The 21,436-nt window shown below is 56.2% G+C and carries 20 protein-coding genes; 8 read left to right on the top strand and 12 right to left on the bottom strand.

All coding sequences use genetic code 11. The features are described 5' to 3' along the window. Positions 1-29: 29 nt before the first annotated feature. A complete protein-coding gene (locus tag NAC44_RS15530) occupies positions 30-743 on the top strand; it encodes a ParA family protein (RefSeq protein ID WP_250942206.1) in 714 nt (237 codons plus the stop codon). 108 nt (positions 744-851) lie between these two features. Here the strand turns inward: NAC44_RS15530 and NAC44_RS15525 are convergent, their stop codons facing one another. Then, positions 852-1,007, bottom strand: coding sequence for a hypothetical protein (locus NAC44_RS15525; protein WP_250942204.1), 156 nt, complete (start codon positions 1,005-1,007; stop codon positions 852-854). 222 nt (positions 1,008-1,229) lie between these two features. Further along, entirely contained in the window at positions 1,230-1,382 is a 153-nt protein-coding gene (locus NAC44_RS21485; protein ID WP_476726967.1) for an entericidin domain-containing protein, read from the bottom strand. A gap of 45 nt (positions 1,383-1,427) precedes the next feature. On the opposite strand from NAC44_RS21485, the gene NAC44_RS15515 reads away from it, so the two are divergent. Next, complete coding sequence (locus NAC44_RS15515; RefSeq protein WP_250942201.1) at positions 1,428-1,670, top strand: hypothetical protein; 243 nt, start codon at positions 1,428-1,430, stop codon at positions 1,668-1,670. A 57-nt stretch (positions 1,671-1,727) separates the two neighbouring features. Here the strand turns inward: NAC44_RS15515 and NAC44_RS15510 are convergent, their stop codons facing one another. Next, positions 1,728-2,162 (bottom strand): DUF1489 family protein, encoded by a 435-nt coding sequence (locus tag NAC44_RS15510; RefSeq protein ID WP_250942199.1) that lies wholly within the window; start codon positions 2,160-2,162, stop codon positions 1,728-1,730. Positions 2,163-2,299: 137 nt separating this feature from the next. Beyond that, positions 2,300-3,706, bottom strand: a complete 1,407-nt coding sequence (locus NAC44_RS15505) for an L-serine ammonia-lyase (RefSeq protein ID WP_250942197.1) — start codon at positions 3,704-3,706, stop codon at positions 2,300-2,302. A 636-nt stretch (positions 3,707-4,342) separates the two neighbouring features. Between NAC44_RS15505 and NAC44_RS15500 the strand changes: the two genes are divergently transcribed. The 4 genes from NAC44_RS15500 to NAC44_RS15485 all read left to right on the top strand — a co-directional run bounded on the left by NAC44_RS15500 (position 4,343) and on the right by NAC44_RS15485 (position 8,095). After that, the gene (locus NAC44_RS15500; protein WP_250942195.1) at positions 4,343-4,960 is read left to right on the top strand and encodes a transglutaminase-like cysteine peptidase; all 618 of its coding nucleotides are present in this window, start codon (positions 4,343-4,345) and stop codon (positions 4,958-4,960) included. A gap of 189 nt (positions 4,961-5,149) precedes the next feature. Continuing rightward, a complete protein-coding gene (locus tag NAC44_RS15495; RefSeq protein ID WP_250942193.1) occupies positions 5,150-5,830 on the top strand; it encodes a hypothetical protein in 681 nt (226 codons plus the stop codon). A gap of 139 nt (positions 5,831-5,969) precedes the next feature. Continuing rightward, positions 5,970-7,400, top strand: a complete 1,431-nt coding sequence (locus NAC44_RS15490) for a D-alanyl-D-alanine carboxypeptidase (RefSeq protein WP_420839964.1) — start codon at positions 5,970-5,972, stop codon at positions 7,398-7,400. A 422-nt stretch (positions 7,401-7,822) separates the two neighbouring features. Then, positions 7,823-8,095, top strand: a complete 273-nt coding sequence (locus NAC44_RS15485) for a hypothetical protein (protein ID WP_250942190.1) — start codon at positions 7,823-7,825, stop codon at positions 8,093-8,095. 36 nt (positions 8,096-8,131) lie between these two features. On the opposite strand, the gene NAC44_RS15480 is transcribed toward NAC44_RS15485, so the two are convergent. From NAC44_RS15480 to cckA, 7 genes are all read right to left on the bottom strand, one after another. Next, entirely contained in the window at positions 8,132-8,737 is a 606-nt protein-coding gene (locus tag NAC44_RS15480) for an ABC-type transport auxiliary lipoprotein family protein (RefSeq protein WP_250942336.1), read from the bottom strand. A gap of 44 nt (positions 8,738-8,781) precedes the next feature. Then, the gene (locus tag NAC44_RS15475; protein WP_250942188.1) at positions 8,782-10,149 is read right to left on the bottom strand and encodes an MlaD family protein; all 1,368 of its coding nucleotides are present in this window, start codon (positions 10,147-10,149) and stop codon (positions 8,782-8,784) included. A gap of 10 nt (positions 10,150-10,159) precedes the next feature. Further along, positions 10,160-10,984 carry an ABC transporter ATP-binding protein gene (locus NAC44_RS15470; RefSeq protein ID WP_250942186.1) on the bottom strand — a complete coding sequence of 275 codons (825 nt, stop codon included), beginning with the start codon at positions 10,982-10,984 and terminating at the stop codon, positions 10,160-10,162. A 10-nt stretch (positions 10,985-10,994) separates the two neighbouring features. Further along, a complete protein-coding gene (locus tag NAC44_RS15465; protein WP_250942184.1) occupies positions 10,995-12,125 on the bottom strand; it encodes an ABC transporter permease in 1,131 nt (376 codons plus the stop codon). Positions 12,126-12,448: 323 nt separating this feature from the next. Next, the gene (locus tag NAC44_RS15460) at positions 12,449-13,348 is read right to left on the bottom strand and encodes a UDP-2,3-diacylglucosamine diphosphatase (protein ID WP_250942335.1); all 900 of its coding nucleotides are present in this window, start codon (positions 13,346-13,348) and stop codon (positions 12,449-12,451) included. Between the two features lie 244 nt (positions 13,349-13,592). Then, complete coding sequence (locus NAC44_RS15455; RefSeq protein ID WP_250942182.1) at positions 13,593-14,555, bottom strand: nucleoside hydrolase; 963 nt, start codon at positions 14,553-14,555, stop codon at positions 13,593-13,595. 35 nt (positions 14,556-14,590) lie between these two features. After that, the gene (cckA, locus tag NAC44_RS15450) at positions 14,591-17,200 is read right to left on the bottom strand and encodes a cell cycle histidine kinase CckA (RefSeq protein ID WP_250942180.1); all 2,610 of its coding nucleotides are present in this window, start codon (positions 17,198-17,200) and stop codon (positions 14,591-14,593) included. Positions 17,201-17,511: 311 nt separating this feature from the next. Between cckA and NAC44_RS15445 the strand changes: the two genes are divergently transcribed. Beyond that, on the top strand, positions 17,512-18,666 hold the full coding sequence (locus NAC44_RS15445) for a flagellar biosynthetic protein FliO (RefSeq protein ID WP_250942178.1): 1,155 nt from the start codon (positions 17,512-17,514) through the stop codon (positions 18,664-18,666). 520 nt (positions 18,667-19,186) lie between these two features. After that, the gene (fucP, locus tag NAC44_RS15440) at positions 19,187-20,473 is read left to right on the top strand and encodes an L-fucose:H+ symporter permease (RefSeq protein WP_250942176.1); all 1,287 of its coding nucleotides are present in this window, start codon (positions 19,187-19,189) and stop codon (positions 20,471-20,473) included. A gap of 183 nt (positions 20,474-20,656) precedes the next feature. On the opposite strand, the gene cobM is transcribed toward fucP, so the two are convergent. Continuing rightward, positions 20,657-21,436, bottom strand: a complete 780-nt coding sequence (gene cobM, locus NAC44_RS15435) for a precorrin-4 C(11)-methyltransferase (protein WP_250942173.1) — start codon at positions 21,434-21,436, stop codon at positions 20,657-20,659.

Here is a 21,436-nt window from a genome sequence, read left to right as displayed (position 1 = left end):
TGCCACCCTGTCAGCATCAAGGACACTTCATGCCAGTTTTTACATTTGCAAATACCAAAGGTGGCGCGGGCAAAACAACCGCTGTCATGATTCTTGCCTGCGAACTGGTTCGCCGGAACTATCCGGTTACCATTATCGATGCCGATCCGCGCGGCTGGATCAGCCGTTGGTATGACATGTCGGATCTGCCGGCAGAGCGTCTCGATGTGATTTACGATGTCACGGAAGACACAATTGAGGCGATTGTTGCAGAAGCCCGCCAGCGGGACGGTATTGTCATCATCGACCTGCCGTCGATCCATGATGCGCTGCTGGCAAAATCCGTCGGGCTTGCCGATCATGTTTTCATCCCGGTTCAAGGCTGCGCCATGGATGCCGCTGGAGGCGCCGATATTCTTGACCTGTTGCACGAACTGGAGCTTGGTTGCGGCATCCATATTCCCCATTCGGTTGTCCTGAACAGGGTCAATGCCGCTGTCACCACACGGGCCTTGCAGGCCGCACGCAGTTTTCTCATCGACCGCCATGTTCCTGTGATGGAAACGCCCCTCACAGAGCGCGCCGCCTATCGTGATATCTTTGACAGGGGCGGTCTTTTGCATGACCTCGATCCGGCTCAGGTGTCCAATCTCGCCAAGGCTTTGGAAAATGGCGGACGTTTTGTCGATGAAATCCTGACTCTGGCAGCCATCCCGTCCCGTTCGGCCACGTCTGAACGAATGCCCCAACAGCATGCGGCCTGAGAACATCTGGAACCGGCAGCACGCGAAGGTTAGATCCTAAACAGTCATCCCACAACAAACAGTCTTCATCATGGTCAACGAAACCACATGATGAAGACTGTCTAATCCTTATTCATTCATACTCAATGTCGCGCCATTGGTGCGGCTGGCGCTCATCTCGCGCGGCTCATGAGTGGCAATCGACGCCATGAGGTGAATGAAAGCCGCAGTCATGACAAGAGCCATGTAAAACGCACTGGATTTGGCCAGAAAACTCAACGACATGCTACGTCCTCCCTCAACGGTGACATTCGTTTGTGTTTTCACTGCAATGCAGGACCATCTGGACAGGAACAGCTGCCCTATGCATCCGCTATGCAATGCTTCCTGAAGCTTTTAACGCATTACAAAATCTCGAACCTTGCGGACCGATATTTCACCCCTTTTCTGCTTGTTTTGCGAGAGGGGTGAAACATCTCTCCTTGATCAAATCACCACCAATCCGGCTTATTGAGCCGAATGGGCAACATCCTGGGTCGCGTCCTTGGTGGCGTGCACGGCATTGGCCGTATCTCTTCCCATTCCCCGGATCGTGTTTCCGCATGAGGCAAGCGACGTGGCGCAAATAAGCAGGGACGCAACAGCAACAACAGTTTTCATCTTCATGGGAAACCAACCTCTTTTTGACAGAAGAAACGGATCTTGATGTCCGGTATCACTCAACGCATGAGCGGGAAAAAAGTTCAGCCCGCAGCGATGATTTTCTGCCCATTTCGACAGGAAAACAAGCAGTCGCAACGAGGAAGCAAAGATGTGATTGCAGCCCTGTCACACCAGCAGGGCGCGATGGCAAAAGCCCCGGTTTTTCTCTTGCCGAACCATTGCGTAAACCGGAAACAATTCAGGATATTATACAGAGAATATAAGGTTTTACAGCATCTTATATAAGCTTGACTCAATGCATGACGCTGCAAAAACAGGTGGCAGCCTTTTGCGTGTAGAGTTTTATAAAAGCCCAAGCTCGGCCAGTTGCCGTTTCAGCTCATCCGGCATATCGTCATGGTCCGATCCGGCCATAAGGTCGCGCGGGGCATCCTTGGCGTCGAGATAGCGCCAGCCCTGAAACGGACGGCGGGGCGCCGGGCTGGTTTCGATCACTTCCGGGCCAAGCACGAGTTCACAGCGATTGACGCCATCGCCGCCGGTAAAGCTGACGATATCCAGAAGTTTCTGCCGCGCGGCAACCTGCCCCTTGATGATCCAATAAAGCGAGCCGCCATCCAGAAGCTCTTCAATCCGCTTCGGCACCATGCGGGTCACATGCGAACTGTGCGGCTCAAGCCCGGCGGAAACGGCAACAAGTGCCCGTTCGGCCACCCATTGCCTGAGGTCATCAAGGCTGTCGGCGCCGACACAGAGTTTGATCAGATGTAACGTCATGCTCTCTTGTCTTCATCAATGATACGGGCCGGTATGCTTCCGGCATGAGAGCCGGAGTTGCTGCACAAGGCGAGAAAGCTTTAGCCAGCTTGTGCAGCGACCGACATCTTATCTATCGTTTCGAGGCAAGCGTTCAATCAACATTCGACGACATTCACAGCCAATCCGCCAGTCGAGGTTTCCTTGTATTTGTCGCTCATGTCGTTGCCGGTCTGGCGCATGGTCTCGATACAGGCGTCAAGCGGCACAAAATGGCTGCCATCTCCCTTGACCGCCAGGGATGCTGCGGTCACGGCCTTCACCGCGCCCAGAGCATTGCGTTCGATACACGGCACCTGAACCAAGCCGGCGACAGGATCACAGGTCATGCCGAGATGATGCTCCAGCGCGATTTCAGCGGCATTTTCAATCTGTTCGGGCGTGCCGCCCATCACGGCGGCAAGTCCCGCCGCCGCCATGGCCGCTGCCGAACCGACCTCGCCCTGACAGCCGACTTCCGCACCGGAAATCGAGGCATTGTGTTTGATGATGCCACCAATTGCCGCTGCCGTCAGCAGATAGTCGCGAATGCCATTCTCATCGGCATCGGGATGAAAATGCTGATAATAGCGGATCGTGGCAGGGATAACGCCAGCTGCACCATTTGTCGGCGCCGTTACAACCCGGCCGCCCGCGGCATTTTCCTCGTTTACCGCCATGGCATAGACCGAGAGCCAGTCATTGGCGAGCACCGGATTGAGCCTGTTGGAACGCCACTCTTCCTGCAGTTTGTCATGGATCGCCTTGGCCCGACGCTTGACCTTCAGGCCGCCGGGCAAAATTCCCTCCTCGCGCAGACCGCGATCGATACAGCTTCGCATCGCCTGCCAGAGATCGTCCAGACCGGCATCGAGACTGGCGCGGTCCATCATCACTTCTTCATTCGCCCGCTTCATCTGCGCAATCGTCAGCCCCGAAGACGCCGCCATGGCCAGCATGTCCCGTGCCGAGGCAAAGGGATAGGGCACTTTCAGACTCTGCGCGGCAGGCTTTTTTGCCACCGTGCGCATCGCCTCAAGCTCGCTGTCGGTCACGACAAAGCCGCCACCAATCGAATAATAAATACGGGTCAACAGAATGCGCCCATCCTGATCGACAGCCGAAATCCGCATGCCGTTGGCGTGCCCCGGCAGAGATTGCTGCTTGTCAAAGATCAGATCCGTTTTCGGCTGGAAGGCGTAACCGCGATGGCCCGGCGGCATGACCCTGCCGGTTTTTTCCACCTCTGCAACAATCGCATCCATCCGGTCCGGATCGACACTTTTCGGCTGCTCTCCGGTCAGGCCGATGATCACCGCCCGATCCGTTCCGTGACCGATGCCGGTAAAGGCGAGCGATCCATGCAGGCTGACCTTCAGACCATGCACCACAGCCCCAGCCGGACGGGGCCATTCATCGGAGAGCACAAGATCAAGAAACCGGTTGGCTGCCGTCATCGGTCCCATCGTGTGGGAACTGGACGGGCCGATACCGATCTTGAACACATCGAATACGGACAAAAACATGGGGCACTCTTGCGGTGAGAGAATGAGCAATCTTGTCGACCATTGCTTAAACCATCACCACCGGCATTTCTGCCCCTGTTGCGACAGAATTTCTGCAAATTAAGCAGTTGAATGACCGAAGAGCGCCTGATGGGACAGATGCCACAACCGCCATCCTTCATGTAAAATTGCGAGCAATCCTGCCTTGAGCGAAAGGCCCCCATTGTTTTCAAAGTATATTAACCACATCATCAGGCATTTACAGATTTCTTCAATCGAAATCATGAGGAAATCCGGTCAAAACGACACATATCAAGTGATTTCCATACAGCTTTCACGGCAATACCCCCACCAGATCGCACCAAAACGATACATATGCCGTCACATGAAACCAACGGGAAAGCGAGAAAAAATTACAAAATAGCACATCAATACAATGACTTAATTGAAATTTCTCACTCAGGCATCAAGCCGTGTCGCTCGTTATCCTATAAAAAACAACTCAAATTTTAATCAAATTTTCCTCAAATATAAATCAAATTTATTTTGCATTTAATACTTATTGATCTCGAATTTGTACTTAAATTGATTTCCAGATTTTGCGACCGGTAAAATTATCCATGGCAATACTCTTCTCATGAACCGGGGAGAGACCCAATGACAAAAAACAACAGATTCGGTTTCGCCATTTTCCTTGCTGCTGCAACGCTCAGCCTGTCCAGCCTTACGGCCGCAGCTGCTCCATTGACCATGGAACTGACGGGTCGCACCAGCCAGCCCATCGGTCATTACGATTTCTGCAAGGAATACCCCAGAGAGTGCCAGCCGCTAGCCGGTGGCGATGCAGGCCCCGCTCATCTGACGCCTGAGATGTGGAAAACCGTTCTGGACGTCAATTACACGGTCAACACCACCGTGCGTCCGGAAACCGATTTGCAGCAATATGGCGTCGAGGAAAAATGGGAATACCCCACATCCGGCGCCGGTGACTGTGAAGATTATGCACTGATGAAGCGCAAGCTGCTGATCCAGAAAGGCATTCCGACATCGGACCTGTTGATGACGGTGGTTCTTCAGCCCAACGGCGAAGGTCATGCCGTACTGACATTTCGCACCGATCGCGGCGATTTCATTCTCGACAACATGCGCAACAAGGTCATGCTGTGGTCCGAAACGGAATATACCTATCTCAAGCGTCAGGATGCCGCCAATCCGGGCGCATGGGTCAAGATCGAAGATGGCCGCGCCGCCTATGTTGCCTCCATTCATAATTAATGCTGCACCATGGATCGTTTATCGATCAACGGCCAATTAAGAATATCTTAACCATAAATCACGATCCTCTCCCAAGACCCGAAGGGCGGTTTCTGACCGCCCTTCGCTTTTTGCGACAGGACGCGCATCGCCGTGAGCAGCAGGATCGAAGAAGAGGAACAACCCCTCCTGTCCAGCAGGATGATCACAATGATCCTTCTTGCAGCAACAGGTCTGTGTATCCTGTCATCCCTGATGGTCTATGGCAGCGCGCCCCTGGGCAAGCTGCTTTTACGCAACGGTCATTCAGACAGCACCGTAAAGCGCAGCATCACCATCGGCCTCGACCACCTCACCCTTGAAGACAACAGCATTCGCTTTCAACGTCAGCGTCACGATGGCGTCATGGGCCGCATCGATCTGGAACTGCTCTGGCCGGAAATGCGCGGCTTTTCCAACGCCGATCGTCTCCGCTTCGATGACATCAATCAGGCGGACGGCCTGATCTTTCTTCAATTGTCGCAAAGCACCATGTCGCGCGATATGTCAGGTCGGGTGGAGCCGATTTACAGTCAGCTTTTTTCAGGCCCTCCAGAGGCCGGCCCCTATGGCCTGACCCTGCACCATTTTCGTAAGGGCAGCGGTTATGATGGCGAGGTACTGTACACCGCGAGAACTCCTGAGGGTAAATACTTCGCCATACGCTGCCTGATTATCGATGACATAGCCGCAAACGGGGGCGATGCCTGCCAGCGCGATGTGCATGTCGGCAAGGATCTCAGCCTGCTTTATCGCTATTCCCGCGCCCGATTGAAGGACTGGCAGGCCATCGAGACCTCCCTCGGCGCCTATGTCGATCGCCATCTGGTCGACGCTGCACCAATTCATTAGAATTTTCTGAAAACAAGAGCAGAAATGGCAAGCTTTTGTTCAGCATAAACCTCTTGGTAACGCTAAACCTCTATGATTGAAAAACACGTCGCTGGGGGGCGGCAAAGTTTGAAATTCAGGATCGAGTAAAGTGTTGAAAGTGCAAGTTGCCAGCCTCCTTGGCAGGAGCGCGACCGTTCGGCATGTTGTCCGCCTTGCCGCTCGCGTCGGCATTGTCGCTGCCGTTTCCATCTCATCTGCCTATCCGGCCACAGCAAGGGCCGGGTATTCGCCGCCCTATTCTGAATTTGTGATCGATGCCAATACAGGCAAGGTGTTGCACGCGGAAGCCGCAGATGAGTTGCGCTATCCGGCATCGCTCACAAAGATGATGACGCTTTATCTGACCTTTGAAGCTCTGCAACAGGGTCGCCTCCGGCTTGGTAGCGAAATTCCTGTATCTGCCCATGCGGCCGGCCAGGCGCCAACCAAGCTCGGTCTCAGAGCCGGTAGCCGGGTCCGGGTTGAAGACTGCATCCTCGGCATTGTGACAAAATCGGCTAACGATGCCGCAGAGGCGCTGGGGGAATATCTGGGCGGTGGCTCGGAGGTCCGGTTTGCTCAGATGATGACGGCCAAAGCGCGTGAACTCGGCATGACCCGCACGACCTATCGCAACGCCAATGGCCTGCCAAATTCCGGGCAAAAAACCACGGCGCGCGATCAGGCAAGGCTTGGCATCGCCCTTCATGACCGTTTTCCGCAATATTATCACTTTTTTTCCGTACAGCGCTTCGTATTCGGCAAGACGGTCGTTCGCGGTCATAACCGCCTGATCGGCAGTGTGCCGGGCGTTGACGGGATAAAAACCGGCTTTATCTATGCATCCGGCTTTAATCTGGTCACATCGGTACATATTGATGGCAAGTCTCTTGTCGGTGTGGTGATTGGCGGCACGACAGCAGCTTCACGTGACAAGCGGATGCGCCAGCTGGTGGCAACCTATCTGCCACAGGCATCCTCCCGTGGAGCACGGCCCCGTCTTGTTGCGCATGGCCATACTGTTCCTGCCCCCATTCCCAATTCCGAGCGCCATGAAGAGGCAGCCGTAGAGGTCCCCACCGCTGACATTCCGCTTCCCGGCAAGCGTTATGGCCGCGAAAATGTGGACGAGACGGCCTATTCCCAGAATGGCGATGGCAATCACGCTACCGCAGCTATTTCCCGGCAAATTCTTCTGGAAAGCCCGGTTCCCAAGCATCGACATGGTCGTCATGGCGAGCATTCGCAAAACATTCCCGCCAATGTCGATCGCACCGTCACCTCCTCAACGGGCGACGACACGGCTGGCTGGTCCATTCAGGTCGGCATTTCTGATGAGCGGGACCGCGCCATTAAGCTGCTTGAACAGATCAAACACAAGGCAGGCGGCGCTTTGCGCAGCGCCCGGATGGAGGCCACACCGTATGGCGAAGGCAAGAAGAAGCTTTATCGCGCTCGCTTTGTTGGTTTCAAGGATGAAAAGCTTGCAGTGAATACCTGCCAGACGCTTAAGAAAAAAGGGGTGAAATGCTGGGCGTCAGCCCATTGACCTGCCGCATGCGGGGGCATCCGGGCCGTCAATCCCATGGAATCCCCTAGAGCAATTCCAGCAAAATCGTCACACGGTTTTGCGTCTGGAGTTGTGTGAAACCAGAGAGTTAGCGCAANGGGGCATCCGGGCCGTCAATCCCATGGAATCCCCTAGAGCAATTCCAGCAAAATCGTCACACGGTTTTGCGTCTGGAGTTGTGTGAAACCAGAGAGTTAGCGCAATTCCAGGAAAAGTGTGAAACGGTTTTCCGTCCGGAAATGCGGAAAAACAAAGAGTTAAAGCCTTTCAAGGTTTCCGTGAAACACTGAAAGGCTACAGGACGCAAACTGTTATGTACAAAATCGAAGCGAAACTGCACGACACTTTCGGCCAGCATCGCTTCAGAACCTCGAAATAAAGTTATGAGTACGAGGATCACAATGGCCAGCAACGAAAATCACCGAGGACCGGAAGAAGCCTCCGTGCATCCCTTTACCTATAACCCGAGAGCCAGCCTGTCACCGCTTCATGACGCTGCCATCCGCCTCGCCGATCTCGGTATCAATCGTCCCCGTGCAAAGACACGGGAACTGATGAATTTGCTGCTGAGCCACGGCGCCCGCGCCTGGCGCTATTCCCAGCCCCCGGCAACCATTCATCTCTATATCGCGCGCCAAGCTGCCAAAGTGCCGGTCGTGATCCGGCTGCGATAAAAACCACCACGATCACTCACGCCACCGGTCGCTTGTTCACAGACTGGCAAGCGTCCAGGTCACGATATCGGAGCTAACCTGAGAGAAGGCGCCGGACAGGGCATCGATCATCGCCTGGCGTCCCTCGCCCTTCACCGGCACGGTGGCTGAAAACAGCTTTTGTGAAATCACGGTGCCGTTGCGATCGTTGAGCAGTTTCACCGAAATGGCAACATTGGCGCGCGCCGGTCCGTTGGTGTCAATCTCAAAGGTCCGGATATCAGTCAGCAGCTGATCATCGACCGCCAATCCCTGTCCCGGCTCACCGACACCGCCGAGCTTGCCGGTGTTTTCAAAGGCAGCAACCAGTTTTGCCTGCACCATGTTCGGCAGCGTGTCGCTCCATTGCGAACCGGCCAGATACTGCATTTCCGTGCCCGAAACCCGAACGACAATCATGTTGCTGTCGAAAGCTTTCAATGCAGTCGGATTGGCGATCAGCAACTGCCGTTTGGGCAGAGCACGGCCTTGGGCTGCGACACGCAGGCTTGCCAGATCATAGGTATCGCGCGAGGTTGTGCCACAGGCCGCAAGACCCGCCGCCATCAGAGGCAGCAGCACACATGCACCAATCTTCGGGAAACCCTTCAGGCTTGCCGCCATGACCCATACCCTTCTCTGCTTGTGCTGGACATGTTCCAGAGCTTTCATCGACGCATCCGCCCATCATACTGCTTGACATTGTCGCCGCCGAAAATAAGCCGTTGCGGATCACGATTGAGATTGGTGATCGTGTCGTCGAGATTGCGCACCGTCTGACGGGTTTCGTTGACCAAAGTCGTCACATCGCCAAGACCGGATGACGAAAACTTCTTCAGATTATCGGCAATCGGCCCGATTTCCTTATTCAGGTTGTCGGCAACGTCCTTGATCGACTGCAAGGTGGCGCGGGCCTGCGCCGACAGCGAATTGGTATCATCGGAACCAAGCAGCTTATCGACCTTGGCCAGAATGCCGTCCACTCGGGTCGAGGCATTGTTGAGCCGGTTGGCCATCTGGGTGAAATCGCTGATCGCCTGATCGATATCCTGTTTGCGGTTTTTCACATCACTGCTGACCGACTGAATATCAGCCATGGCCTGACGGGCCTGCGCTGTGGCGACAGAAACATTATCGACAATGCCGGAAATCTTCTGGCTGTCGATGGCGGCCACCAGCTTGTCGACCCGGTCCAGCGTGCCGTCAGCCTTCAGACCGAAATCGTTGAAGGTTTTTGCCGTGGTGGAAATATTGTCCACCGCCGTGCCAATTTTGCCCGATGCCTCTGCCACATTGCGCGTAAGGGTCTGGGTATTGGCCAGAATCTGATCGACCTTCTTCTTGTCCACGGCTTTCAGCAAATCTTCGGCTGCGGACAAGGTTGCATTCAACCGCGCAGACACACCCTTGATCGTATCCGACAGCGCACTTACACTCTTGAGAAAGGTATCGATGCCCTGGGCATTGTCGGCCAGCGCCTTGGAAAAGGTTTCGGCATTTTTCACCGTATTGGTCAGGGGCTGACGCGAATCCTGCACAAAGACCTGGATTTGCGAAATGGTGTCATCAGCCTTCTGCATGATCTTGTCGGCTGTCGCCAAAAGATTGGTGACACTGGACTGATCCGCCATCAACACGGCGCGCTTGCCATTCTTCTCAGCCAGCTTGAACAGATCCTCACCACCGGCACCACCCGACAGTTCTACATAGGCCGAGCCGGTCAAGCCCTGGATTTCCAGCACTGCCTTGGTGTTGGAGCGGATCGGCGCATCCTCCTGCACCTGGGTCTGGGCGAGCGAAAAAGCCGGATCGTCCCGGTCAATGCTGAGCCCGGTGACCGATCCCACCTGAATACCGTTAAAGCGAACGGGCGAGCCGACACTCAACCCGTTGGCTGAGCCGGGGATGCGGATGAGCAATGGCAAGGTTGGGCCGCCGCGGCCATATTCCGCCATCCAGTAGATAAAACCGAAGGCGGCCAGCACCACGAGCACCGTGAAGAAGCCGACCAGAGAGTAGTTCGCTTTGGTTTCCATGGTGCCTCGTTCACTCTTGCCCAGCGCCAAGGGCTTGTTGTTTGGGAATATTGCGCGCCCGCTTACCGCGGAAATAGGTCTTGACCCATTCCTCATCGCAGGCCAGCATGTCTTTCAGGGTTCCGTCCACCATCACCCGCTTCTCACCCAGCACCGCAATACGGTCGCAGACGGAAAACAGACTGTCGAGATCGTGGGTGACCATATAGACCGTCAGGCCGAGCGTGTCGCGCAGTCTTGCGATCAGTTCGTCAAACTCTGCCGCGCCGATTGGATCGAGACCGGAGGTCGGCTCATCGAGAAAAACGAGATCGGGATCAAGCGCCAAAGCTCGCGCCAGACCGGCACGCTTGATCATGCCGCCTGATAGTTCCGACGGATATTTGTCGCCGGCATCGGCAGCAAGACCGACCATTTCAATTTTCAGATAAGCAAGCTCGTCCATAAGCCATTGCGGCAACTTCAGATATTCGCGCATCGGCAACTGGATGTTTTCCTTGACGGTCAGTGAGGAAAACAGGGCTCCCTGCTGAAACAAGACGCCAAGGCGGCTGTCGAGACGGTTCTTTTCATCCGAACCGGCCGAATCATAATCAACGCCAAGAATGCTGATCTTGCCACTGCGTCGCGGTAGAAGCCCAAGCACAGTCCGCATCAGAACGGACTTGCCAGCCCCGGATGGCCCGATAAAGCCGAGAATCTCGCCGCGCCAGACATCGAGATCGAGATGATCAAGCACCAGCTTATCGCCAAAGCCGACCGTCAGGCCGCGCACCGACAACACGCTTTCACGCTCTCCCGTTTTCTTCTGCTGTGTCAAGCTTTGCTGCTCCACTGCCGCACTCCTAAAAATTGATTGCGGCATAGAACATGGCAAACAGCCCGTCCATGAGGATAACAACGAAGATGGATTTGACGACGGAAATCGTCACGTGATTGCCGAGCGACTCGGCGCTGCCGCCGACCTTCATTCCTTCGACCGCCGCCACGATACCAATCACCACCGCCATGAATGGCGCTTTGATCAGACCGGCAGCCAGCGTGCCATAATCGATGGCTTCGTGCAGACGTGAGATGAAGACCTCAAACGTAATGCCCGAATAGGCCCAGGACACGATCGCCGCACCGAAGAGCGCGGCAAAATTGGCAATGACTGTCAGGAGCGGCAGCGAAATGATCAAGGCAATAAGCCGCGGCAGAACCAGAACACCGATGGGATTGAGCCCGATGACTTTCAGCGCATCGACTTCCTCACGCATCTTCATCGAACCGATTTCGGCAGTGATAGCGCTGCCCGATCGACCGGCGATCATGATGGCGGTGAGCAAAACGCCAATTTCGCGCAATTGCAGAATGCCGACCAGATCGACGACAAAAACCTCCGCGCCGAAATAGCGCAACTGAAACGCGCCCTGCTGGGCAATGATCGCCCCGATCAGGAAGGACATCAGCAAGATGATCGGAACGGCCCCCACCCCCATGTGGTCAATCTGGTTGACAATGGCGGGAATGGAGGTGTGACGGCTGCGCTTTTCCTTGGACTGCGCACCCCTCACCGCCGAACCTAGCACATAGGTCATCGCCACCATGTCTTCCCAGACGCTGACGGTGAAGCGCCCCACAGGCACCAGAAGACGCTGATAGAATGGCGTGTTGTCCGGCTTTTTTTCGGGCAGTGGCGGCTGTTCCGGCAGGGCGGCAATCAGTTCTCGCATCACATCACTGCCGCCGACGATCCTGGCCTCCCCCTCTTTGGCGATCGCAAGCTCAATGCGCCGGATCAACCACGCGCCAGAGGTATCGAGACTGCTGATTCCGGAAATATCGATCTCGACACGATGGCCAAGCAACGGCTTCAAGTCCTTGAGATGCTTGACGACGATATCGATACTCGTGTTACGCCATTGTCCGCTCATGCGCAGGCGCTTGCCCTCACCGTCCGTGAGGTCTTCCATATCAACCGTTGCGCTCGTCATCTGTTCGGCACTCAAAACCCGCAGACTTTCAACAGGATCATCCTTTAGAAGCGGGCCTTCTGTCGCCCGACCGATGCGCGACTATACTCCTGCCAAACGACAAATCCACCAATTGCGATAAGAAAAAGTGTCGATTCACCCTTTCTCAACACTTTCGTGGGTGTAGAGTTGATATTTATGCAACAATACAATCGACCAAGGGTATTGAAAATAGCTGAATACCCGTCTTGAGCGTCTCAGCGTTTTTTTAAACGCTAAAACGCTTCATACATTTTATGACGATTATCAAAAAATTGGGCACACCCACACTGGCCTGCTTGCTTTCAGGCAGGCGTGCGTTCAGCAACAGAAAGACCGTCAAGCGCGGTCGGCATGTCCACCTGGCGCGGAATGCGCACCGGCTCCACCGGGCCGATCAGCCGGGGTTGCGGCATGTCAGCATAACGCTTGCCCCACTCGATCAACTCGAAGCGTCCGTCAATATCCTCAATCACGGCGGTGCAGCTTTCCACCCAATCGCCGGTATTGATGTAATGAATGCCTTCAACGGTTTCCATCACTGCGTGATGAATGTGTCCGCAGATCACGCCATCCACCTCATTGCGGCGCGCTTCCTCGGCCACGACCTTCTGAAACTCGCCGATGAAGTTCACGGCATGTTTGACCTGCAGCTTGGCCCAGGCCGAAAACGACCAGTAAGGCATACCGAGCTTGCGGCGGACCATAGACAGGACAACATTGATGGCGATCGCCATATCATAGGCCCAATCGCCGAGATAGGCGAGCAGACGGGCATTGCGCACAACGACGTCGAACTGGTCGCCATGCAGGATGAGATAGCGTTTGCCATCGGCCGTTTCATGCACCATGCGGTCAAGCACTTCGATGCCGCCGAAATGGGTTCCCGGAAACGCGCGCAGGAATTCGTCATGATTGCCGGGAATATAGACGATGCGTGCGCCCTTGCGTGCTTTGCGCAACAGTTTCTGCACCACGTCATTACAGCCTTGCGGCCAATACCAGCTGCGTTTCAGCCGCCAGCCGTCTACAATATCGCCAACGAGAATAATGGTTTCGGCATCATAACAGCGCAAAAAATCCAACAGAAAATCTGTTTTGGAGGCTTTCGAGCCAAGATGCACATCCGAGATGAAAAGGGTCCGCACCTTGCGTGCTTCAGGGTCGTCGCTCACGCAAATGTTCCTTCTGCGCTCTTGATCCATAAAGCTCACAAACCAGACTCGTGTTTCAGGAAGATGACACAACTGTGAGGCCATGCATTTCCATGGCGTCTAAGCCTGCTTATCCAAAGCTATGAGACACGAGCGTCGGGAAAAAACGATCAGCGGCTTTCGCCCGATCCTTAAAGCACGTTGCGGCTTATCAGCCTCAGACAAGGTGCTTTAAGTCTTTGTTTTGTCGCATGTCCTGTGTCGTTTTATTGAGGACAATAAAACGCGACATGCTTTATCCCTCGCGCACCGAGGTTATGGTGTCGTGAATCAGCTTGAGAAGCTTGGGGGAATCAATGTCGGTTGCCACCTGTTTTGACGGCAGATTGTCCCAGTCGCTCGGGCCGAAACCTTTCCCGTCGGGCTTCTGGATGGTCTGACCATCGGCGATACCGCCGCAGACCACCCGCACCGCCCCGCTGCGCAGCGTGAAAAGCTCTGGCGCCACCACATAGGCGCAGGCGCAGCTGTCATGCACGACCATGCCATCCGGCACCTGGCCTTCATAAAATTTGATATAGAACTGTGACAGGTCGAAGAGAAGTTCGGCGCGTTTTCCCGCTGCATCGCGAATATCGGCAAGGGCCTGACGCGTCATGACCGTTTTCAAGGTCACATCGAGACCGATGGCAACCACCGGCCAGTCGGCGGTAAATACCAGATCGGCGGCTTCCGGATCGCCATGAATATTGGCCTCCGCCGCCGGCGTGACATTGCCATTCACATCGAAAGCGCCACCCATGATGACAATCTGACGGACAAGCGGTACGATACCGGGATCCTCCTTCAGCGCATTGGCGAGATTGGTCATGCGGCCGACCGCGACAATCGTCACCTCGCCCGGATTGTCCCGCACGGTATCGATGATAAAACGCGCCGCAGGCCGTGGATCAAGAGGTACATCCTCGACCATATCCGGCACCCCGATATTGCCGAGCGCATCATCGCCGTGAATCCAGGTGGGAGGCGCATGAAAGACGCGATGCGGAATGAAGGTTTCCCCCGCACCCCTCGCTACCGGCGCATCGATCTTCCATTCACGTTTCAAAAACAAGGCGTTGCGTGTGGTGGTTTCGATGGTTCCATTGCCGAAAACCGTCGTCACGCCCAAAAGATCGATGTCTGGGTGGTGGTGCAGGAACAGGAGCGCCATGGCGTCGTCCACGCCGGGATCGGTATCGAAAATAACTTTATGCACTGAGGTCACCGTATTTGACAGAACTGGAAAAGGCTTTACGCATCGAGCATTTCACGCACCGCGATCGCAAGCTGCTTGAGCGAGAAGGGCTTGGGCAGAAAGCCGAATTTGGCGTCGGCTGGCAGGTTGCGGGCAAAGGCATCCTCAGCATAGCCGGAGACAAAGATGAATTTGAGGTCTGGATAGGTCTTGCGCAATTCCTTGAGCAGGGAAGGTCCATCCATTTCCGGCATGACAACGTCCGAGACGACGATATCGACCGCCCCCTTCAACTCTTCCATAATATCCAGCGCCTCAACACCGGACCCCGCTTCATAGACCGTATAACCGCGGGTTTCGAGCATCCGCTTGCCGCCGCGGCGCACGGCGTCCTCATCTTCGACCAGCAGAACGACGGCTGATTTGCCGGTCAGATCTTCCGGCTCGGTCGGTGACTGGCCCTGTCCGTCGGCGACAACGGCATTTGCCCGCTCGGCTCCAGCCTGAGCCGGGTCCTGGATGGCAACGCTTTCCACCACATGGCGCGGCAGGAAGACGCGGAAACTGGTGCCCTCGCCCACTTCCGATTCCAGATAGATATAGCCGCCCGACTGCTTGATGATGCCATAGACCATGGCCAGACCAAGCCCCGTTCCCTTGCCAACATCCTTCGTCGTGAAGAAGGGTTCGAAAATCTTGTCGATGATTTCCGGCGCAATCCCTGTACCCGTATCCGACACCTCGACCAACACGAAATCCTCATGCGGCAGGCCGCGATAGTTGAAGGCGGCGGCTTCCGCTCCGCTGATATTGCGGGTGCTGATGGTGATGCGTCCACCATCCGGCATGGCATCGCGGGCATTGACGCAGAGATTGATCAGCACCTGCTCGAATTGCGACAGGTCCGCCTTCACCGGCCAGAGATCGCGGCCATAATCGACGGTCAGCTTGATATTGGTGCCGGAAATCAACCGATCGACCAGCATCCGCAGATCGCCGATCACGTCCGTCAGGTTCAGAATAGAAGGCCGCATGGTCTGCTTACGTGAGAAGGCCAGCAATTGCCGCACCAGAACGGCGGCGCGGTTGGCATTGCGCTTGATTTCCATCAGATCGGCAAAACTCGGATCGGAAGGACGCGCCTGCAAGAGAAGATGGTCGGAGGAGAGAAGAATGGCCGTCAGCACATTGTTGAAGTCATGGGCGATACCGCCCGCCAGCGTGCCAACCGCATTCATCTTCTGCGTCTGGGCCATCTGGGTTTCAAGCGCCTTCTGATCGGTCACATCGACAGCATAGACAATGGCCGCCTCTTCCGGCGCTTCATCGCTCTGATCGATCACCGCATTGACGTAATAACGGAAGTGGCGGCTGTCATCATAGGGGTGGCGCGATTCCATCGGCGCGATATCCACCTGCCGGTCGCGCGCGGCCGCCAGTGCTTCCTGAAAGCGCGGACGCTCGTTTTCATGCAGCACCCGCTCCAGCTTGACCTTGCGGTCAATATCATCGCGCGAGACCACATCGGCAAAAAACTTCATGAACGGCGCATTGGTGCGCAGAATGCGGCCTTCGCCATCCACCGAGGCAATCGCCATCGGCGTATTGTTGAAGAACCGGGTAAAGCGCATCGAAGCGGAACTGTCGGAGCGCTCATCACCGCCACTTTCGAGCCTCGCCAGCACGATGGTGCGGCTTTCACCCGGCGCTCCGTCACGGGCCGAGCGCACCCTATGCACGAGACGGGCCGGAAAACTGCGGCCATCAGCCCGGCGCAGATCAAGATCAAGCGTTGCCGTGCGCGTGAGGCCCGGTTCGGCCTGCACCGACTGGATCAGCGCCATGCCCTCGCCCGCGACAATATCCTTGAGGAACATTGCACCGGGAGAAAACTGCGTCAGATCAATGGCAAGCCATTCGGCCAGAGTCGCATTGAGATAGAAGATTTCCCCCTTGCGGCCAGCGGAGAAAAAGCCCGCCGGCGCATGATCGAGATAATCGATGGCGTTCTGCAATTCTTTGAAAAATCGCTCCTGATCGTCCCGCTCTGCGGTGATATCGGCAATCTGCCAGATCTGCAGGCCGCCATGACCGCCGGAGCTGACCAGCCGTCTGGCCCTGAGCCGATACCAATGCGCACCTGAGCCGTTTTCAGAAAGCGGGCCCAGCGGTTTCAGCAGCCGGAATTCCTCATAGCCGTCCCGGTCCTGTCTCAGACCGTTGATCAGCCGGTAAAGCGCCTCGCCCGCCTCGCGGTGGCGTGACAAAAGCGCTTCGAGCGTCTGCACCTCCGTGGCGCGCCGCGCGCCGGTCATGCGGCCATAAGCGGCGTTGGCATAAATAATGTGTCCGCGCGGATCGGTGATCAGCGTTCCTTCATTCAGACTGTCGAGAAAGGCGCGGCCCAGACCGTCCGACGGCGTCTGCGGCATGACTTCGATGAAGCCGATAATCGCCGAGACGAGAAAGAAAATGCCGACAATGGCAAGAACACCAAGCACGCCGAGCACGATCTGATTGTCGAGCTGATCCCTGAACACCACGAAGGCAGCCGCCGCCCCGAGCAGGGCAAGCCCCATGATAACGATTCTGAGCGCCGCGCCCCCATGGGGCCTGCGATCGACGAGCGGCCCCTGGCTGTCGTCGTGATGCGGCTTATTCGTCATGCGCCCCTCTTCCGGCTTTAAATACCGCCCGGACCTTAAGGGCGGAATCGCAATTTGTACAATCTTTACCTTGTTGTTGCGTCAGCCAAAAGGCTCACAGGGGCACCTTTGGAAAACTTCCCCTTACAAACTCACAGGTTTGCCCTATTCTTAATTCAGAAGCAGCTGGCATTCTGGACAGACCGGCGAAAGCGTGACACTGAAACGAGCCGGAATGCGATCGCCAGACCGGATCGATTGAGGCCGTAAAGAGGCCGCCATATCGGTTCCTGATTTTATCATGCCCGCACGACAGGAGGGATAACGCGACCATGATGGACGATATTCTGAACGCCTATGGCGAACGCCTCATCATAGCCGTTGGTGGCGTTTTTCTTGCGCTGATCGTTCTTGTCGTCGTTCTGTGGCTCATCCGCCACCGGGCTCCGTCTCCCTTCGTGCGCGGCGGACGCAACCGTCAGCCACGGCTTCAGGTGCTTGACGCCGCTGCGGTCGATGCGCGACGCCGTCTGGTTCTGGTGCGACGCGACAATATCGAGCATCTGATCCTCATTGGCGGGCCAACCGATGTTGTCGTCGAAAGCGGAATTGGCGAGCCGAAAGCCTGGCTATCCGGTGAGCTTGCAGCACACCCCTCCCTTGCCGCTGGCGAAGAACGGCAGGAGTCTGCCCTTGCAAGCCGTGGAAAGCAGGCAAGCCTTGCCCCGGCCACCAGCGAAACCGAAACGCCGAGGCCAGCAGCCGAGATCAAGACAGGCCAACCGGCCAGACCGCAGGTCAGACATCAAAATCCGGAGATGCCCACGGCAAAAATGCGTGCTGCGCCCGCGACAGCCCCTGCTGAAGGTGCCTTGCCGCTGCGCCAGCCCCAGCCTGCTCCTCGCCCTGTTGCCGAGCAGAGACCGACACCGGTAAAATCCCCACCCGTCACCGAAGCCCCTGTGACTGCGCCAAAACCTGCACCGACCCCCTCCATCGATGAGGAGAGGAAACCAGCGATTGCCGCGCAGGAAGCAGCGCTTGTGTTCGATGCTGCGCGCGAGCGGGTTCTGGCCCAACCGCCGGCACAGACTGAGACACAGACACAACCATCTGCTCCGGGACCGGCGCATATGCGCTCGCAGCCGTTTCCGCCTGAGCGTTTTATCCGCAGGGCAGAAGATCCCGCCCCAGAAATCCCGTCTGAACCGGCTCCAGCGACGAACCAGCCGCGTTCTGAGCCGGAACTGGACAGTCTGAAAAGCGATTTCGAAAAAATCCTCGACAATGAGGACCTGGTGAAGCCGGTATCGCGCCCGACCGTCGCACCACCTGTTGCCAGAAGCCTGCCGCCGCTTGAGCCTGCACAGACTGCCGCTCGCCCTGTGCAGGTGCGTGAGCCAAGCGTGTCCGGCGGTGGCGAAAGCGATCTACAGGATGAAATTGCCCGGATCTTTGGCGATATGGAACCGCCGTCCAAGCCCTGACCCAATCCTTGATCTCGACGCACGTTCCTGCCGCAATCTTCTGGATGGCATGAAAATATGCCATCCGTCACTTGAGATACATATGACCCCGCGCTAAATGCCTTTTCAACAACACGTCGGACAGCCCATAAAACATGGCATGAGACTTCGACGTATTCTTGATTAAAAACAGTGTTCTGGCGATAGCGTTTTCAGCCTACCCCTCTTGAACGCCGCCGCAAGACAAGCGATGAGGCAGGATAACATTGATCAAAATTAAGGTGTAAATCTTTTCATGCACAATGCGTGAGGATAGCGCTATCAGGCCGTCCAGATGGCGGTTTTCAAAGAGCAATCTCTCATTCTGACGCGCGCTTTCTACATTTCGATTTCAGACGATCTGCAGCCGGTGAGAGATCAACCCCTTACCCGGACATGACTCGCAGAACAGCAACGACCTCCGTTCCCGACCAGAGACAAACTCTGTTTATCAACCCAGGCGCTGCCTCCCACGCCGCGCATCAACAAGAAGAACCGAAAAATGGCAGGACTTCAAACCGCTTCGACCGGCACACGATCGACAACAACGCAATCCTCATCCCACGCCTATACGGGCCCGCTGATTGCACTCACCTCGCTTTTCTTTCTCTGGGGCTTTATTACCTGCCTCAACGATATTCTGATTCCGCATCTGAAAAAGGTCTTTGACCTGAACTACACCGAATCCATGCTGATCCAGCTGTGCTTTTTCGGTGCCTATTTCATCGTGTCGCTGCCTGCGGGCGCGCTGGTCAAGCGGATCAGCTACAAGGGCGGTATCGTTGCCGGTCTTCTGATCTGCGCCATCGGCTGCGCGCTGTTCATTCCGGCGGCAAGTCTGCGTGTCTACGGGCTGTTTCTTGGCGCACTCTTCGTGCTGGCCACCGGCGTGACCATTCTTCAGGTCGCCGCCAATCCCTACGTCACCATTTTGGGTGCACCGGAAACCGCGTCCAGCCGCCTGACTCTGACACAGGCTTTCAACTCGCTCGGCACCACGGTTGCGCCTTTCTTCGGCGCGCTGCTGATCCTGTCTTCCGCGACCGAGCTTGCGGCAAACGCCACGCCCGAACAGATCAATGCACTGCGCACGGCGGAAGCTGCGGCGGTGAAATTCCCCTATCTGCTTTTAGCGATTGCCTTTCTGGTTCTGGCGGCGATTTTCGCCTTCCTGAAGCTGCCAAAGGTGGAAGAGGAAGAAGAGACGCAGCATATTGGCCATGATGCCGGTTCTGCCTGGAATTATCGCCATCTGGTGCTCGGCGCCGTCGGCATTTTCGTCTATGTCGGCGCGGAAGTCAGCATCGGCAGCTTCCTCGTGAATTTCCTCGGCGACCCGACCATTGCCGGTCTGAAGTCTGAAACGGCCGCCAATTACGTCTCTTACTACTGGGGTGGGGCCATGGTCGGTCGCTTCATCGGCTCGGCGGCCATGCGCTACATCGATGACGCCAAGACGCTGGCCTTCAATGCGCTGGTTGCAGCAGCCCTGCTGTTGATTACCGTGCTGACCACCGGCCATTTCGCCATGTGGGCGATCCTGTCAATCGGCCTGTTCAACTCGATCATGTTCCCGACGATTTTCAGTCTGGCGCTCAAGGGTCTTGGCCGTCACACCAGCCAGGGATCGGGCATTCTTTGCCTCGCCATTGTCGGCGGTGCGCTGCTGCCACTGCTTCAGGGCGCACTTGCCGATCATTTCGGCATTCACCTCGCCTTCCTGATGCCGATCGTCTGCTATCTCTACATTGCTTATTATGGGGCCATCGGCTCCAGACCGGCAGCGTAACGAAAAAAATGGCGGGCGTAAACACCCGCCATTTTTGCCTATAGTCCTGACGTCATGCCCGGCCTTGAGCCGGGCATCTGCCATGGTCTATCATCATGAAACGTCGATAGGATGGCTGCGGCAGGTGATCCTCGGGTCAAGCCCGAGGATGAGGAACACGGTTTGTGTCAGGCGCGCTATACGTTACTCAGCCAGTCGTTTCTTCTTGCCCACATTGCGCAGTACATGCGAAAATCCGGCATTGTAAAGATCGCTGTCGCGGAATTCGACATCTCCAAAAACCTTGCCGACAAGGATCAAAGCCGTGCGGGTGATCTTGGCCTTGCGCACCTCCTCCGCCATGTCTTTCAGCGTGGTGCGAATGTAAAGCTCATCCGGCCAGGTGGCGCGATAGGCGATCACCACCGGGCAGTCCTCGCCGTAATAGGGCGTCAGCGTTTCCCTTATATGGGTCAGATTGCGGATCGACAGATGAATGGCGAGCGTGGCGCGTGATCTTCCGAGAATCTCCAGCGTTTCAAATTCAGGCATCGAAGATGCCTTCATTTCGGTGCGGGTGATGATCACCGTCTGGGCAATTTCGGGAAGCGTCAGTTCGGTTTTCAGCCGGGCTGCGGTGGCGGCAAAGGCCGGTACGCCCGGCACGACGTCATAAGGAATACCGAGCGCATCGAGCCTGCGCATCTGCTCGGCAATCGCGCCATAGATCGACGGATCACCGGAATGGACGCGGGCGACATCTTCGCCCCGCGCATGAGCGCTGACGATCTCAGCAAGGATATCGTCAAGATGCATGGGGGCCGTGTCTTTGACCAGCGCGTCTTTGGGTGCTGCCTGGACAATCTCTTCCGGCACCAGCGAACCGGCATAAAGGCAGACCGGGCAGCGCTCGATCAGTTTCAGGCCGCGCACGGTAATGAGGTCTGGCGCGCCGGGGCCGGCACCGATGAAATAAACGGTCAT

It is taken from the genome of Allorhizobium sonneratiae (assembly GCF_023700755.1).
Lineage (GTDB): Bacteria > Pseudomonadota > Alphaproteobacteria > Rhizobiales > Rhizobiaceae > Allorhizobium > Allorhizobium sonneratiae.
The sequence above is the reverse complement of the archived record's forward strand: the minus strand, read 5'-3'. Positions and strand labels throughout refer to the sequence as shown.